Genomic DNA, 14,697 nt, shown 5'->3' with positions numbered 1-14,697 from the left:
TATGAAACTTAAAATTGCAGATTTATCTGTAATAATCTCGATTATATATATAGGTATAACTTTTAGTGATTTCTGACCGAGAAATTCCTTTATTTAATATTGAAAATTTTAGATTTCAGTTTTTTTCCATAGAAATTAAATTAATAAAACACCTCACAATATAAATCTAAAATCTGTAATCTAAATTTTTTAAAACATTGTTAATTCTTTATCTGACATCTTGTCACATTCATTTCAATTACCCTATCTTTGCACTTTGAATTTTTACAATGGAAAAGATTATTGAAGAAAGCAAACAGGGTGAAAGTCTTGTTCTGGAAAATAAACCTGAGAATACTAAAAAACTTTTTATAGAAAGTTACGGCTGTGCGATGAATTTTTCGGACAGCGAAGTCGTAGCTTCCATTTTGTCTGACGGAGGATATAACACAACTTCAGTTCTTGAAGAAGCTGATTTGGTTTTGGTGAACACATGTTCTATTCGTGACAAAGCAGAGCAGACTATTCGTAAGCGCCTTGAAAAATATAATGCCGTAAAACGAACCAATCCTAAAATGAAAGTGGGCGTTTTGGGCTGTATGGCCGAGCGTTTGAAAAGTCAGTTTTTGGAAGAAGAGAAAATAGTTGATCTTGTTGTTGGTCCTGATGCTTACAAAGATCTTCCAAATTTATTGGCAGAAGTTGAAGAAGGACGTGACGCCATAAATGTAATCTTATCAAAAGAAGAAACTTACGGAGACATATCCCCTGTTCGTTTAATGAGTAATGGAATTACAGCTTTGGTTTCGATCACTCGTGGTTGCGATAATATGTGCACATTTTGTGTTGTGCCTTTTACGCGCGGTCGCGAACGTAGCCGTGAGCCGCAAAGTATTATGGCTGAAATTCAGGATTTATGGAACAAAGGCTATAAAGAAGTTACGCTTCTTGGCCAAAACGTTGACAGTTACCTCTGGTACGGTGGTGGATTGAAAAAAGATTTTGTAAATGCTTCTGAAATGCAAAAAGCAACTGCAGTAGATTTTGAGCAATTGCTTGAAATGGTGGCGGCTGGTTTTCCTAAAATGCGTATTCGATTTTCGACTTCAAATCCGCAGGATATGCATGAGAGCATTTTGCATGTTATTGCGAAATATCCTAATATCTGCAAACATATTCACTTGCCGGTTCAATCTGGAAGTAACCGAATTTTGAAGGAGATGAATCGTCTTCACAGCCGTGAAGAATATATGGCTTTGATTGATAAAATTAGGGCGATTGTTCCTGATGCTTCGATTTCGCAGGACATGATTGCTGGTTTCCCAACAGAAACAGAAGAAGATCATCAAGATACGTTAAGCTTAATGGAATATGTAAAATATAATTTCGGTTATATGTATTCGTATTCTGAGCGCCCTGGAACTTTGGCTGGAAGAAAAATGAAAGATGATGTGGAAGAGGAAACAAAAGCCAGAAGATTGCAGGAAATTGTTGATTTACAGCAAAAACATGCTTGGTTTAGAAGTGAGGAATTTGTTGGAAAAACAGTTGAAGTTTTAGTTGAAAAAGTTTCTAAAAAATCTAAAGATGAATTCTCAGGGAGAAACTCTCAGAGCATTACGGTTGTTTTCCCAAAAGAAAATTACAAAATTGGAGATTTCGTAAACGTAAAAATTACAAGCTGTACTTCTGGAACACTGAAAGGTGAAGCTGTAGGATATTCTGAAATGAATTAATTTTTAACCGCAAATTACACAAATTTCCGCAAATTATTTTTTTTATGATTGATGGCAACGAATATTACTACAAGAAAGATCAAAATTATCAAATTGTAGGCATATGCATGGAAGTACATAGATTATTGGGGCCTGGATTACTTGAAATTGTATATAAAGATGCATTAGAAATTGAATTTAAAAATAACAACATTCCGTATCATCGAGAAAAAGAATTTGCAATTGAATATAAGGGAACTATTTTGCCTCATAAATTCTATGCCGATTTTGTTGTTTATGATGACATAATATTAGAAGTAAAATCTGTAAAAGAAATCTGTAATGATCATCTTGCACAGGTTTTAAATTATATGAAACTAGCAGATACCCCTGTTGGAATAATTGCAAATTTTCAAAACAAATCATTAGTGCACAAAAGATTAATAAATTCATAAATAAAATTTGCGCTAATTTGTGTAATTTGTGGTTAATTAGTAATAAAGATTTCTAACGATTTTAAAAAAGATCCGTATTACTCATTTTAATCTGTGGCAAAAGATAAAAAATTATAGGCCAAAAGTTTAAACGTTAAAGGTCAAATCAAAAACTTGAAACCTGAAACAAAAAAACTTGAAACAAAAAACTATATGGAAACAGTTCAAGCAATAAAACAGCGATTTGAGATTATTGGAAATGATCCGAAATTAAATCGCGCTATCGAAAAAGCCATTCAGGTTGCTCCAACTGATATTTCGGTTATGGTAACTGGGGAAAGTGGTGTTGGTAAAGAAAATATTCCAAGAATTATACATTCGCTTTCACATAGAAAGCATGGTAAATATATTGCCGTAAACTGCGGTGCAATTCCAGAAGGAACTATTGACAGTGAACTTTTTGGACACGAAAAAGGTGCTTTTACGGGCGCAACAAGCACACGTGAAGGTTATTTTGAAGTGGCAGACGGCGGAACAATTTTCCTTGACGAAGTTGGTGAATTACCACTGACTACTCAGGTAAGATTACTTCGTGTTTTAGAAAACGGTGAATTTATAAAAGTAGGTTCATCTCAGGTTCAAAAAACCAATGTCCGCATTGTTGCTGCAACCAATGTGAATTTATTTAATGCTATAGAAAAAGGTAAATTCCGTGAAGATTTGTACTATCGTTTAAGTACAGTCGAAATTACTTTGCCGCCTTTGCGCGAAAGAAACGATGACATTCATTTGTTATTCAGGAAATTTGTGGCAGATTTTGCTCATAAATATAAAATGCCACCTTTAAGACTTGACGACGATGCTGTTCAGCTTTTGCAAAAATTCAGATGGAGCGGGAATATTCGTCAGCTTCGAAATGTGGCTGAACAGATTTCTGTTTTAGAAACCAATCGCGATATCAATCTTGCGACTTTACAATCTTATTTGCCAGCTGAAGGAAGCAATTTGCCTTCTGTTATCAGCGACAGCAAAAAAGAAAGCGATTTTAGTACAGAAAGAGACATATTATATAAGGTGCTTTTTGATATGAGAAGCGATCTGAACGATCTGAAAAAACTCACTTTAGAATTGATGAAAAACGGATCTTCTAAAGTACAAGATATTAATCCAAATCTAATTCAGAAAATATACGGAAATCAGCAGAACGACAGCGAAATTGATTTTGAAGAAGAACCTAGAACTGCTGTTATGACAACACCTACTGTTCGCGAAGATAACTATCAGATACAGGATGATAATTATTTATTTGCTGAAACTATCGAGGAAGAAGAGGTTTTACGTTTGGAACAAAAAGAAATCGAAATGATCAAAAAATCATTAGAGAAAAACAAAGGAAAACGCAAAGCGGCAGCAGATGAATTGGGTATTTCCGAAAGAACTTTATACCGCAAAATCAAGCAATTCGATTTATAAAAATAATTAAATTACAATTTCGAATTCCAAATTCCAATTACCTATATTTGGCTCAATTGGAATTTGGAATTTAAAAATTGGGATTCCCTCTTAAATATTATGAAAAAAATATATTCTCTTTTCGCATTATTAAGCCTTTTTATGTTAAGTGGCTGTTCTGTTTACAACTTTACAGGAACTGGAAAAATCGATGCCAAAACATTTCAAGTCAACTTTTTTCAGAATAATGCCGATTTAATTGAACCTGGAATCGATAGGACTTTCACCTTGGCTTTACAGGATTTGATTATGAACCAAACGAACTTAAACTTGGTTAGCAATGGCGGTGATTTGGTCTATGAAGGAGAAATTATTGATTACAGAATAACGCCCATGACGGCAACTGCTGTAGATGCAAATGGCCAAGCAGGAGCAGCCCAAAACCGTTTATCGATTCGTGTCAATGTAAGATTTATGAATAAAAAGAAGGAAACAGATGATTTTGAAAAGGCTTTTGAATTCTATTATGATTTCCCTGGACGAGACTTACCGACAGGTTCTGTTTTAACTGAAGCAATTAGAGTTATTTTTGAAAGAATCACACAGGACATCTTTAATGAGTCATTGGCAAAATGGTAGTTTTACTTGCTTGTCGAATCGTTTAATCGATTAAACAGCTAAAAAACAAATCAATGATTAAACAATTAACCAATTAAACCAAAAAATAAAGAATGAACGTTAGCGATTATACCTACTTAATGAACAAACCCGATGCTATTACAGAAAAGCAAGCGGATGCATTAGGCAGTGTTTTGAATGAATTTCCGTATTTTCAAAGTGCGCGTGCATTGCGATTAAAAGGACTTTACAATCAAAATAGTTTTAAGTATAATTATGCTTTAAAGGTAACTGCTGCATATACTGCAGATCGTTCTGTTTTATTTGATTTTATTACTTCTGAAGCTTTTACTTCTATTCAGAATGATTTCTACGAACAAAAATTGAGAGATCTTCTCGAAATTACCGTTTTTGATAGTGAAATTATTTCGCCTGAGCAAATCCAGAAAGCTATTGAAATAAAGACAGAACTTGAGGAACAGCCTGTTCAAGATACAATTAAAGAAACTGCAATTTCTTCAATTGAAACTCCTTCGGTTATAAAAATCGAAGAACCAATAAAAACTCAGGAGACAATAAAAGCTGAAGAACCCATAATTACTGAAGAACCTAAAAAAGTTCCTGAAATTGACCCTTCTATTTTCCTTGCCATAAAAGAAGCACATTCGGTTACCTTTGAGAAACCAGTAATAGAAGAAGAGCCTAAAAAACTTCCAGAAATAGATCCGTCTATTTTTCTTGCAATCAAAGAAGCCCATTCGGTTACTTTTGAAAAACCGGTAATCGAAACCGAAAATAAGGTTGATTCTGCAGATTCAATTTCAAATATTGAAAAAGAGGAAGAAGAAACTAAAGCTTTAGTTGAAGAAATAGAAGAAGAAACAATAATAAAGGAAGAACCTAAAATTGATCGTGTTGAAAATTCTATTTTAAGCTCGATAAAAGTTTCTGAAACTCCTTCTGTCACCGATCCTGAATCTATAATTGCAGTTGAAGAACATAAATTTGATCGTATTGAAAATTCTATTTTAAGTTCGATTAAGGAATCAGAAGCTGCAACTGCTGAACAACAGTCTGCAAAAACCGAGGAAATAAAAGTTGATCGTATTATAGAAGAACCTGTTTTAAATTCGGTCGAAGAAGATGAAGATGACAGCGTTATCGAAGAAATGATCATTCCGGAATTTAAAATGAATACCATTGAACGATCTATACTTTCTTCGATTAAAGAAGCTGAAACAAAAACACCTGAAGAACCAAAAGAAGAAATTCTAGAAGTTCTGCAATCTGAGGATAAAGACGAAGAGGAAATTCAGGAAGAAAATGAGGAACCAATTGAAGAAATAATCGAAGAAGAAGAAGAACCTAATGAACCTGCAAAAACCGCAGCAGAGCATTTAGAAATCGGAAAACCTTTAGATTTTTCTCTTAACGAAAAACATTCATTCCAAGAATGGCTTCAATTATCTCGTACAGAACCAATTGACCGCTCAAACGAAGTTTCTCCAGAAGAAAAAGCTAAAATTGAAGCGGCAAAAGAAGAAGAAAGACAGAAAAAGGCTGAAATTATCGATAAATTTATCGAAAACAATCCAAAAATTTCTCCAATAAAACCTGGCAACAGTGCTCCAGCAGTTCAAATTGAGACCAATATAGAGGACAATTCATATTTAATGACAGAAACTTTGGCTAGAGTTTATCTGGAACAAAAGAAATATACAAAAGCAATTCAGGCATATGAAATATTAATTTTGAAATATCCAGAAAAAATTACTTTCTTTGCAGACCGCATATCGGATATTAAGATTTTACAACAAAATAACAATAACAATAATTAAGTAATGAGCACATTTTCAATTTTTTTAGTTTTAATCACAATAGTTTGTTTTCTATTGATCGTAGTTATCATGGTACAAAACCCTAAAGGAGGCGGATTGTCTTCTACTATCAGCGGAACGCAAATGTTAGGTGGAGTACAAAAAACAACTGACTTTTTAGATAAAAGTACTTGGACTTTGGCTACTGTTTTAATTGTGCTAATTTTACTTTCAAGCTTAAGCTTCTCTGGATCTTTAAGCGATACTGAATCTAAAATCATTGACAAAACTGAAGCTCCTGTAAATGCACCTGCAGCTCCAGCACAAGGAACTACTCCTGCTCCTGCGACACCAGCACCTGCAGCGAAATAATTGTAGCTCGATATAAAAATCTAATGCCAGCCTGTCAAAGCTGGCATTTTTTTTAAGAAAAAATGTCAGTTTTTCTAGCGTGGCACAATTTCTGAAAGTTTATAGAACAAAAAAAAAAGTATAACTTATTAATAAATATAAAAATCATGGCTTTAAACATTAAACCGCTTTCAGACCGCGTACTTATTGAGCCTGTTGCAGCTGAAACCAAAACTGCCTCAGGTATTTTTATTCCAGATACTGCCAAAGAAAAACCTCAAAAAGGTACTGTTGTAGCAGTAGGAAACGGAACTAAAGATCATACTATGACTGTAAAAGTTGGAGACACTGTTCTTTATGGTAAATATGCAGGAACAGAGTTAAAACTAGAAGGCACTGATTACCTAATCATGCGTGAGGATGATATTTTAGCGATTATCTAAAAATATTGTATTAAGTACGGAGTATTACAAATTAAGAACTTCATTTAACTTGAAACAAATCAAACTTTAAACAAAAATTAAAATGGCAAAAGACATAAAATTTGATATTGAAGCACGTGACGGTTTAAAACGTGGTGTTGACGCATTAGCAAATGCTGTAAAAGTAACTCTTGGACCAAAAGGTCGTAACGTAATCATCGGAAAATCATTTGGTGGACCGACTGTTACTAAAGATGGTGTTTCTGTTGCAAAAGAAATCGAATTAAAAGACGCATTAGAAAATATGGGTGCGCAAATGGTGAAAGAAGTGGCTTCTAAAACCAATGATTTAGCTGGAGACGGAACTACAACTGCTACAGTTTTAGCTCAAGCGATCGTAAAAGAAGGTCTTAAAAACGTTGCTGCAGGTGCAAATCCAATGGATTTGAAACGCGGTATCGACAAAGCTGTTGAAACTATCGTGGCTGACTTAGCAAAACAAGCTAAAGTGGTTGGAAGCGATTCTGACAAAATTCAGCAAATTGCTTCTATCTCTGCTAACAATGATGAAGTTATTGGTGAATTAATCGCTACAGCTTTCGCTAAAGTTGGAAAAGAAGGTGTTATCACTGTAGAAGAAGCTAAAGGAACTGATACTTTCGTTGACGTTGTTGAAGGTATGCAGTTTGACAGAGGATACCTTTCTCCTTACTTCGTAACAAATCCGGAGAAAATGGAAGTTGAATTAGACTCTCCATACATCTTATTATATGACAAAAAAGTTTCTTCTTTAAAAGAATTACTTCCAGTTTTAGAGCCAGTTGCACAATCAGGAAAACCATTATTGATTATCGCTGAAGATGTTGACGGAGAAGCTCTTTCTACTCTTGTAGTAAACAAATTAAGAGGTGCTCTTAAAATTGCTGCTGTAAAAGCTCCAGGTTTTGGGGACAGAAGAAAAGCAATGTTAGAAGATATCGCAATCTTAACTGGAGGTACCGTTATCTCTGAAGAAAGAGGATATACTCTTGAAAATACAACTATCGAAATGTTAGGAAATGCAAAAAGAGTTTCTATCGATAAAGACAATACAACTATCGTAAGCGGTGCTGGTGAGGCTGATATCATCAAAAATCGTGTAAACCAAATTAAAGGTCAGATGGAAACTACTACATCTGATTACGATAAAGAAAAATTACAAGAGCGTTTGGCTAAATTAGCTGGCGGTGTTGCAGTTCTTTATGTTGGTGCAGCTTCTGAAGTTGAAATGAAAGAGAAAAAAGACAGAGTAGATGACGCCTTACACGCAACTCGTGCTGCTGTAGAAGAAGGAATCGTTGCTGGTGGTGGTGTTGCTTTATTAAGAGCGAAAATTGCTTTGGCTGACTTAAAAGCTGACAACGCTGACGAAGCAACTGGAATTCAAATCGTTTCTCGCGCTGTTGAAGCTCCATTAAGAACTATCGTTGAAAACGCTGGTCTTGAAGGATCTGTTGTTGTAGCAAAAGTTTCTGAAGGAAAAGGTGATTTCGGATACAATGCAAAAACCGACGAATATGTAGATATGCTTACTGCAGGAATTATCGATCCTAAAAAAGTAACTCGTGTGGCTCTTGAAAACGCTGCATCTGTTTCTGGAATGATTTTAACTACAGAATGTGCATTAATTGATATTAAAGAAGAAAATGCCGGAGCCGGAATGCCAATGGGAGGCGGAATGCCAGGAATGATGTAATCATTCCCTTCTTAAAACTTTAAAGCGCTGGATTTTTATCTGGCGCTTTTTTTTATAGCCACGAATTCACGAATTATTTTTTTCTAATCTTTACATATACTTTTATCTGCCACAGATTACACAGATTAAAAGAATTATAAATCTGTTCTAAACTTATTTTACACAAAGCATTCGTGTAATTAATTACAACTATTTTTTAAACACAAAGATTTGAAGAAATAATTCGTGAATTCGTGGCATTTTTTTTCACACAAAGCATTCCCATAATTAATGATAACTATTTTCAAACGCAAAGATTAGAAAAAAAATAATACGTGAATTCTTGGCTATCACTTTATTTAACATTCTCTTTTTCTTTAAAAAAGCTGTTATCTATACCTTTGCGATTCTATTTAAAATTGCAAAATGAGAAAATTTACAACTCACCTTTTATCTTTTACATTTTTACTTCTTACAACTTTTTTACAAGCCCAAAACAGCAAAGACAATTATGTAGTTTTAGTTTCTATGGATGGATTTCGTTGGGATTATGGCAAAATGTATAATCTTCCAAATCTGAAGCAAATTGAAAAAGAGGGTGTTCATGCAAAATCAATGAAACCGTCTTATCCTAGTAAGACTTTCCCAAATCATTATTCTATCGTTACGGGACTTTATCCAGATCATCACGGAATTATCAATAATATTTTTTACGATTCTTCTCTAAATCAGTCTTTTTCATTATCAAGCAATGCTAAAAATGATTCAAGATTTTATGGTGGAAATCCGATTTGGAATTTGGCTGAACAGCAAGGTGTAAAAAGTGCTTCTTTCTTTTGGCCAGGTTCTGACATTGACAAAAGGAATCCGAGCTATTTCAAAAATTACGATGGTAAAGTCCCATATGGAGCCAGAATAGATACGGTTATGAAATGGCTACAGCTACCAGAAAAACAGCGCCCACATCTAGTGACTTTGTATTTCGACGAACCAGATCATACAGGCCATAATTTTGGGCCGCTTTCGCCAAAAACTGAAAAAACAGTAATCAAAATGGATTCCATTATTGGAGAAATATCTAAAAAACTAGATCAGTTGCCTATTGGAAAACAAATCAATTTGATTGTCGTTTCAGACCACGGAATGGCCACTATCAGCAATGATAAAAAAGTAGCAGTGTTAGATTACCTAAAACCAGAATGGTTGGGTTATAAAGACGTAATTAATCCGATTATGAGTATACAGGCAAAAGCTGGTTATCAGGATTCAATTGCCAATGCTTTGAAAAAAGTGCCCCATATTAAATTCTGGAAATCAACTGAGGTTCCAAAAAGATTGCATTATGGTACAAATCCTCGTGTGCACGATTTTGTAATTGAAGCCGATAAAGGCTGGAGTTTAGTAAGCAAAGAAAGCACTCATATAAATGGCGGAACGCATGGCTATGACAATAATGAAAAAGATATGCATGCCATTTTCTACGCAAAAGGTCCTGCGTTTAAAGTCAATAAAAAAATAAAAACGTTTCAGAATGTTTCGGTTTACCCTTTAATTGCTCATATTTTAGGTTTACAAGTAGGTGAAATTGATGGAAAATTGAGCGATGTTGAGAATGCGCTTCGCTAAAATTAGATAATGTGTCAATTTGATAATTAGATAATTTTTGAATTGGAATAATTTAACAAACTGAATTGCCTCCAGCTTTAGCTGGAGGTTCACGTATTTAAACAACTTGAAAGGCTTTAGCCAAACTAGCAAGTTTGGCTAAAGCCTTTTTCTTATGCACTTTTTATTCCTCCAGCTAAAGCTGGGGCAACTCAATTTATCTATTCCATAATCGAATGTAATCCTGAGCGGAGTCGAAAGTCGCTCCAATTAGTATGTAAGCTTCTACTTCGCTTAGCCTGACAAAACTGAATTAATTATAGAAAACCAAACCCGACAGGTTTTAAAACATGTCGGGTTTATTGCAATATTAGAGTTTTCTAATTGGAATTTTCTAATTGTCAAATTACCACATTCTCTAATTAAAAAGCCGTTGAAACAGAAACTGATTTCCAGCTTTCCAATTCTGCTTGAACACTTGCTATTTTTTGATTCGCCATATTATAAGCATCTTCGCCCAAAAATAAGTGTAATGGCGGATTCTGGTCGTTACTCACTTTGATTAAAGCTTCCGCTAATTTCACAGGATCGCCCGGCTGATTTTGATTGATATCTTCTTTGTGCGCACTTTCAGATTGTCTCACTTCTTTGTACTCTGCAATTGGATTTTCAGGCAACAATAATGAACTGTCTTTTAAGAAATCGGTTCTAAAATAACCCGGATAAACGATTGTTGCATGAACTCCAAACGGTTTTATTTCTGCCGCTAAAGATTCTGTCAAGCCTGCAACTGCAAATTTTGTAGAACAGTAAATTCCCCAACCCGGAAATTCTCCATAATAACCGCCAACAGAAGAAATATTGAAGATATGCCCCTTTTCATTGGCACGAAAAACTGGCATTGCATTTCTAATTACATTTAATAATCCGAAAACATTTACTTCGTAGTTTTTTCTTGATTCTGCGTCGCTTAATTCTTCTAATGCGCCTAATAAGCCATAACCCGCATTATTGACCAAAACATCAATTGTTTTAAAATGGTTTACGGTTTTGTCAATTGCATTTTTAACACTTTTTTCGTCTATCAAGTCCATTTCTAAAGGAAGAAAACTTTCCGACAAACCGCCCAATTCTTTAACTAAAGAAGCTTCACTTCTTGATGTTGCTGCTACTTTATAACCTTCTGCTAATAATTTTTTAGCTAATTCTAATCCAAGTCCTTTTGAAGCACCTGTGATAAACCAAACTTTTTTATTGTCCATGATTTTAATTTTTTACGTTATAATTATAGGACAAAGTTACAAGTGAAGTACTTCTCAAATATTGAAGCAATCAAACAAGAAGTTGCAAAAATCAAACAATTTCTACTAAACGATAGTTTTTTGGCGAAACTCGAACATTTTTCTTGAAGAAATTAATAAAATGAGATAATTCTTCGAAGCCTAAACACCACGCAATTTCATTAATATTCCAATTAGTTTGCTTCAATAAAATCATGGCTTCTTGAACAATTCTCTCTCCAATAATCTGAGAGGTTGTTTTTCCAGTTGTTTCTTTTAATGCCTTATTCAAATGGTTTACATGCACATTTAACTGATTTGCATATTCCGAAGGTGAGCGAAAATTAATCTGCTGAGAAATCGATTCAACAGGAAATTGTCGTTCTAACAATTCTAAAAACAAAGAAGAAACACGAATTGTAGCGTTCGATTTACTGTATAATGAAGCAGTTACAGTTTGCGTTTTTAAAGCTAGGTGAATAATCTCAAAAACAAGATTTCTAAGCACATCATATTTAAAAGCATAATCAGAATTGATTTCATCAAACATTTTTAAATAAATCGTTTTTAAAGATTCTGCCAATTCAACAGAAACTGGAACAACAGGATTCCCGCCTGGCTGGAACAACGGATATTCTTTTAAATTCCCAAACTGGCTAAAAAAAGCATCAGTAAAAATGCAGAAAAACCCAGTCTGGTTTTCATCGATATGTTCCCAACTATATGGAATTTGGGGATTAGCAAAGAATAAAGCCTGATTTTCTATCGAAACAACTTTATCAGCATAATGCACTTTATTTTTTCCAATAATTAAACTGATTTTATAAAAGTCTTTTCGCGTATAAGGCAAAGGATTACAAGTACTTCCAATGTAATCATCCAGCTTAAAAACATTAAAATGTCCGATCTCTTTTTTTAGATTTTCGGGCATTCCTTTTATTTTTACTGTATAAAAATCCTCTAAAGTTTCTGTTAGTTTCATTTTACAAAGTTACAAAAATCAAACATTCTATAATTAGAAAATTTGTCAATTAGAAAATACGATAATTTCGGATAATGTTTTAATTGTCACCCTGAGCGATCCCGAGGCTTTGGGAAGGACGCTCCAATTGGCATGTGGGCTTCGACTCCGATCCGCCCGACAAACCTATAAACATAACAAACCCGACAGGTTTTTAAAATCTGTCGGGTTTGTTGTTACAAAACGTTAGACGCACTGCAGTGCCTCTCTACAGATACACGGTGCCAATATCATTATCTAATTATCAAATTGTCACATTTTCTAATTAACTAACCACTTTATAAGTAGGATCGTCAATAACATTCACCTTAATAACGGCATCAGCATTTTTTAGCAATTGTCTGCAGTCGGCGCTTAAATGCTCCAACTCTACAGTTTTGTTGAGCTGATTGTATTTCTTAGTAATATTGTTCAAAGCTTCAATCGCCGACATATCTGAAACACGGCTTTCTTTAAAATCGATTATAATATGGTCCGGATCATTTTGAATATCAAATTTCTCTAAAAAAGCAGTAGTAGAACCAAAGAATAACGGCCCAAAAATTTCGTAATGCTTTATTCCGTTTTCGTCAATATACTGTCTTGCGCGAATTCTTTTAGCACTTTCCCAAGCAAAAACCAAAGCCGAAATAATCACACCAATTAAAACCGCCAATGCCAAATTATGCAATACAATTGTAATTAAAGCCACTAAAATTCCAACAAAAATATCATGTTTGGGCATTTTATTAATAATCCTGAAACTTGCCCATTCAAAAGTGGTAATGGCCACCATCATCATAACTCCAACTAAGGCTGCCATTGGCAATTTTCCAATTACAGGCGCTCCAAAAAGTATAATCATTAAAATAGCCAAAGCGCCAATAATTCCCGCAAGTCTGGCTCTTGATCCTGCTCCAAGATTTACCAAAGTCTGCGCAATCATTGGGCAGCCGCCCATTCCGTAGAAAAAACCATTTAGAATATTCGAACTTCCCTGCGCTATACATTCTCTGTTGCTGTTTCCTCGTGTTCCAGTAATTTCGTCAACTAAATTTAGCGTAAGCAAACCTTCCGTCAAACCAACCGCTGCAACAATTACCGAATACGGAAATATCACTTTTAAAGTTTCGAAAGAAAACGGAATATTCGGGACATGAAATGGAGGAAATCCACCTTGAACCGAAGCGATATCTTCTACGGTTTTGGTTTCGATATTAAAAATAATTACGATTGCAAAAACGACCATAATAGCCACTAAAGATGCTGGAACTGCTTTTGTAATCTTCGGAAAAACCAAAACAATCGCAATTGTCAAAGCAACCAGACCTAACATAATATATAAAGGAGTTCCCTGAAGCCAAGCAACCTGACCATTAACAACCGTTTTAAACTGCTCCAACTGCGACATAAATATCACAACAGCCAAACCATTTACAAAACCAAACATAACGGGCTGTGGAACTAATCGAATAAATTTTCCTAGTTTAAAAAGTCCGATGCAGATCTGGACAACACCGCCGAGGGCAACGGCGGCAAAAACATATTCTATTCCGTGCGACTTCATCAAGGCAATCAAAACAATTACTGTTGCTCCTGCTCCGCCCGAAATCATTCCGGGTCTTCCTCCAAAAATAGCCGTCACCAATCCCGCAATAAAAGCAGCGTATAAACCAACCAATGGCGGAAATCCAGCCAAAATAGCAAACGACAATGATTCTGGAATCATAGTCATGGCAACAGTCAAACCTGCTAAAATTTCGTTTTTATAATTGACTTTCTGGCTAAAATCGAAGAGTTGGAACTTTTTTTTCATGGCGTAAAATTAGAAAAATAATACGCAAAAGAGTAAACCTTTTATACGATAAAAAGTTATTGAAAAACACTGGAAGAAAAACAGTCAAATCAGGCTAACTGCTCTAGAAGAAAAAGAAAAATAGAAAGTATAAAACTTAGCATTTCAGATTGGTTTTGAAATTAGAATATTACACAAAATACTTACAAAAATCAGAAATATATTAGCGTATTTACACCTGTTTTTACAAATGCAAAACTATTCCAATCGCACGCAGGCATAACCTAAATCGCATACATGATTCACAATAGTATCATATTGTAAATCAACACCTTCAATTCTTAAAATTTTATCACAATCTTCCAAATCAAAATTAATTTTATAATTTGGAAACTGATTTTTTATAGAGGCTAGGATATAATCTCGATCAGATTCTTTCTGGACATTTGTTTTAAAAATTTCCACAACCCCATCAGTATCTTTTAATTCTTTAAACTGGTACATTTTATTTTTAT

General features: G+C 34.4%; 13 protein-coding genes. 9 read left to right on the top strand and 4 right to left on the bottom strand.

Annotated features, from left to right (window positions below; translation table 11 throughout):
• Positions 1 to 269: 269 nt before the first annotated feature.
• The 9 genes from miaB to BLP44_RS20905 all read left to right on the top strand — a co-directional run bounded on the left by miaB (position 270) and on the right by BLP44_RS20905 (position 10,128).
• Positions 270 to 1,715 carry a tRNA (N6-isopentenyl adenosine(37)-C2)-methylthiotransferase MiaB gene (gene miaB / locus BLP44_RS20945; protein ID WP_008467098.1) on the top strand — a complete coding sequence of 482 codons (1,446 nt, stop codon included), beginning with the start codon at positions 270 to 272 and terminating at the stop codon, positions 1,713 to 1,715.
• 44 nt (positions 1,716 to 1,759) lie between these two features.
• Entirely contained in the window at positions 1,760 to 2,149 is a 390-nt protein-coding gene (locus BLP44_RS20940; RefSeq protein WP_091135883.1) for a GxxExxY protein, read from the top strand.
• Between the two features lie 192 nt (positions 2,150 to 2,341).
• Positions 2,342 to 3,601 (top strand): sigma-54 interaction domain-containing protein, encoded by a 1,260-nt coding sequence (locus BLP44_RS20935; RefSeq protein ID WP_008467100.1) that lies wholly within the window; start codon positions 2,342 to 2,344, stop codon positions 3,599 to 3,601.
• Positions 3,602 to 3,700: 99 nt separating this feature from the next.
• A complete protein-coding gene (locus tag BLP44_RS20930) occupies positions 3,701 to 4,219 on the top strand; it encodes an LptE family protein (protein ID WP_091135879.1) in 519 nt (172 codons plus the stop codon).
• A gap of 92 nt (positions 4,220 to 4,311) precedes the next feature.
• Positions 4,312 to 6,036 carry a tetratricopeptide repeat protein gene (locus BLP44_RS23075; protein ID WP_211516898.1) on the top strand — a complete coding sequence of 575 codons (1,725 nt, stop codon included), beginning with the start codon at positions 4,312 to 4,314 and terminating at the stop codon, positions 6,034 to 6,036.
• Positions 6,037 to 6,039: 3 nt separating this feature from the next.
• Positions 6,040 to 6,387, top strand: coding sequence for a preprotein translocase subunit SecG (secG, locus tag BLP44_RS20920; protein ID WP_066032672.1), 348 nt, complete (start codon positions 6,040 to 6,042; stop codon positions 6,385 to 6,387).
• 146 nt (positions 6,388 to 6,533) lie between these two features.
• On the top strand, positions 6,534 to 6,809 hold the full coding sequence (locus tag BLP44_RS20915) for a co-chaperone GroES (RefSeq protein ID WP_008467105.1): 276 nt from the start codon (positions 6,534 to 6,536) through the stop codon (positions 6,807 to 6,809).
• Between the two features lie 82 nt (positions 6,810 to 6,891).
• Complete coding sequence (groL, locus tag BLP44_RS20910; protein WP_091135876.1) at positions 6,892 to 8,523, top strand: chaperonin GroEL; 1,632 nt, start codon at positions 6,892 to 6,894, stop codon at positions 8,521 to 8,523.
• 405 nt (positions 8,524 to 8,928) lie between these two features.
• Positions 8,929 to 10,128: an alkaline phosphatase family protein gene (locus tag BLP44_RS20905; RefSeq protein WP_091135872.1), complete on the top strand. Its 1,200-nt coding sequence runs from the start codon at positions 8,929 to 8,931 to the stop codon at positions 10,126 to 10,128.
• 401 nt (positions 10,129 to 10,529) lie between these two features.
• Here BLP44_RS20905 and BLP44_RS20900 read toward each other — a convergent pair whose 3' ends face one another.
• From BLP44_RS20900 to BLP44_RS20885, 4 genes are all read right to left on the bottom strand, one after another.
• Positions 10,530 to 11,369 (bottom strand): oxidoreductase, encoded by an 840-nt coding sequence (locus tag BLP44_RS20900; RefSeq protein WP_091135869.1) that lies wholly within the window; start codon positions 11,367 to 11,369, stop codon positions 10,530 to 10,532.
• A gap of 91 nt (positions 11,370 to 11,460) precedes the next feature.
• Positions 11,461 to 12,369, bottom strand: a complete 909-nt coding sequence (locus BLP44_RS20895; protein WP_091135866.1) for a helix-turn-helix domain-containing protein — start codon at positions 12,367 to 12,369, stop codon at positions 11,461 to 11,463.
• Positions 12,370 to 12,673: 304 nt separating this feature from the next.
• Positions 12,674 to 14,203: a SulP family inorganic anion transporter gene (locus tag BLP44_RS20890; protein WP_091135863.1), complete on the bottom strand. Its 1,530-nt coding sequence runs from the start codon at positions 14,201 to 14,203 to the stop codon at positions 12,674 to 12,676.
• 237 nt (positions 14,204 to 14,440) lie between these two features.
• On the bottom strand, positions 14,441 to 14,686 hold the full coding sequence (locus BLP44_RS20885) for a hypothetical protein (RefSeq protein WP_091135859.1): 246 nt from the start codon (positions 14,684 to 14,686) through the stop codon (positions 14,441 to 14,443).
• Between the last annotated feature and the right edge of the window lie 11 nt (positions 14,687 to 14,697).

The organism is Flavobacterium anhuiense (assembly GCF_900101855.1).
Lineage (GTDB): Bacteria > Bacteroidota > Bacteroidia > Flavobacteriales > Flavobacteriaceae > Flavobacterium > Flavobacterium anhuiense.
The sequence above is the reverse complement of the archived record's forward strand: the minus strand, read 5'-3'. Positions and strand labels throughout refer to the sequence as shown.

Excerpts from the sequence above, each read along its gene's own strand:
- miaB (WP_008467098.1), top strand. The coding sequence starts at position 270 with ATGGAAAAGATTATTGAAGAAAGCAAACAGGGTGAAAGTCTTGTTCTG.
- BLP44_RS20940 (WP_091135883.1), top strand. The coding sequence starts at position 1,760 with ATGATTGATGGCAACGAATATTACTACAAGAAAGATCAAAATTATCAA.
- BLP44_RS20935 (WP_008467100.1), top strand. The coding sequence starts at position 2,342 with ATGGAAACAGTTCAAGCAATAAAACAGCGATTTGAGATTATTGGAAAT.
- BLP44_RS20930 (WP_091135879.1), top strand. The coding sequence starts at position 3,701 with ATGAAAAAAATATATTCTCTTTTCGCATTATTAAGCCTTTTTATGTTA.
- BLP44_RS23075 (WP_211516898.1), top strand. The coding sequence starts at position 4,312 with ATGAACGTTAGCGATTATACCTACTTAATGAACAAACCCGATGCTATT.
- secG (WP_066032672.1), top strand. The coding sequence starts at position 6,040 with ATGAGCACATTTTCAATTTTTTTAGTTTTAATCACAATAGTTTGTTTT.
- BLP44_RS20915 (WP_008467105.1), top strand. The coding sequence starts at position 6,534 with ATGGCTTTAAACATTAAACCGCTTTCAGACCGCGTACTTATTGAGCCT.
- groL (WP_091135876.1), top strand. The coding sequence starts at position 6,892 with ATGGCAAAAGACATAAAATTTGATATTGAAGCACGTGACGGTTTAAAA.
- BLP44_RS20905 (WP_091135872.1), top strand. The coding sequence starts at position 8,929 with ATGAGAAAATTTACAACTCACCTTTTATCTTTTACATTTTTACTTCTT.
- BLP44_RS20900 (WP_091135869.1), bottom strand. The coding sequence starts at position 11,369 with ATGGACAATAAAAAAGTTTGGTTTATCACAGGTGCTTCAAAAGGACTT.
- BLP44_RS20895 (WP_091135866.1), bottom strand. The coding sequence starts at position 12,369 with ATGAAACTAACAGAAACTTTAGAGGATTTTTATACAGTAAAAATAAAA.
- BLP44_RS20890 (WP_091135863.1), bottom strand. The coding sequence starts at position 14,203 with ATGAAAAAAAAGTTCCAACTCTTCGATTTTAGCCAGAAAGTCAATTAT.
- BLP44_RS20885 (WP_091135859.1), bottom strand. The coding sequence starts at position 14,686 with ATGTACCAGTTTAAAGAATTAAAAGATACTGATGGGGTTGTGGAAATT.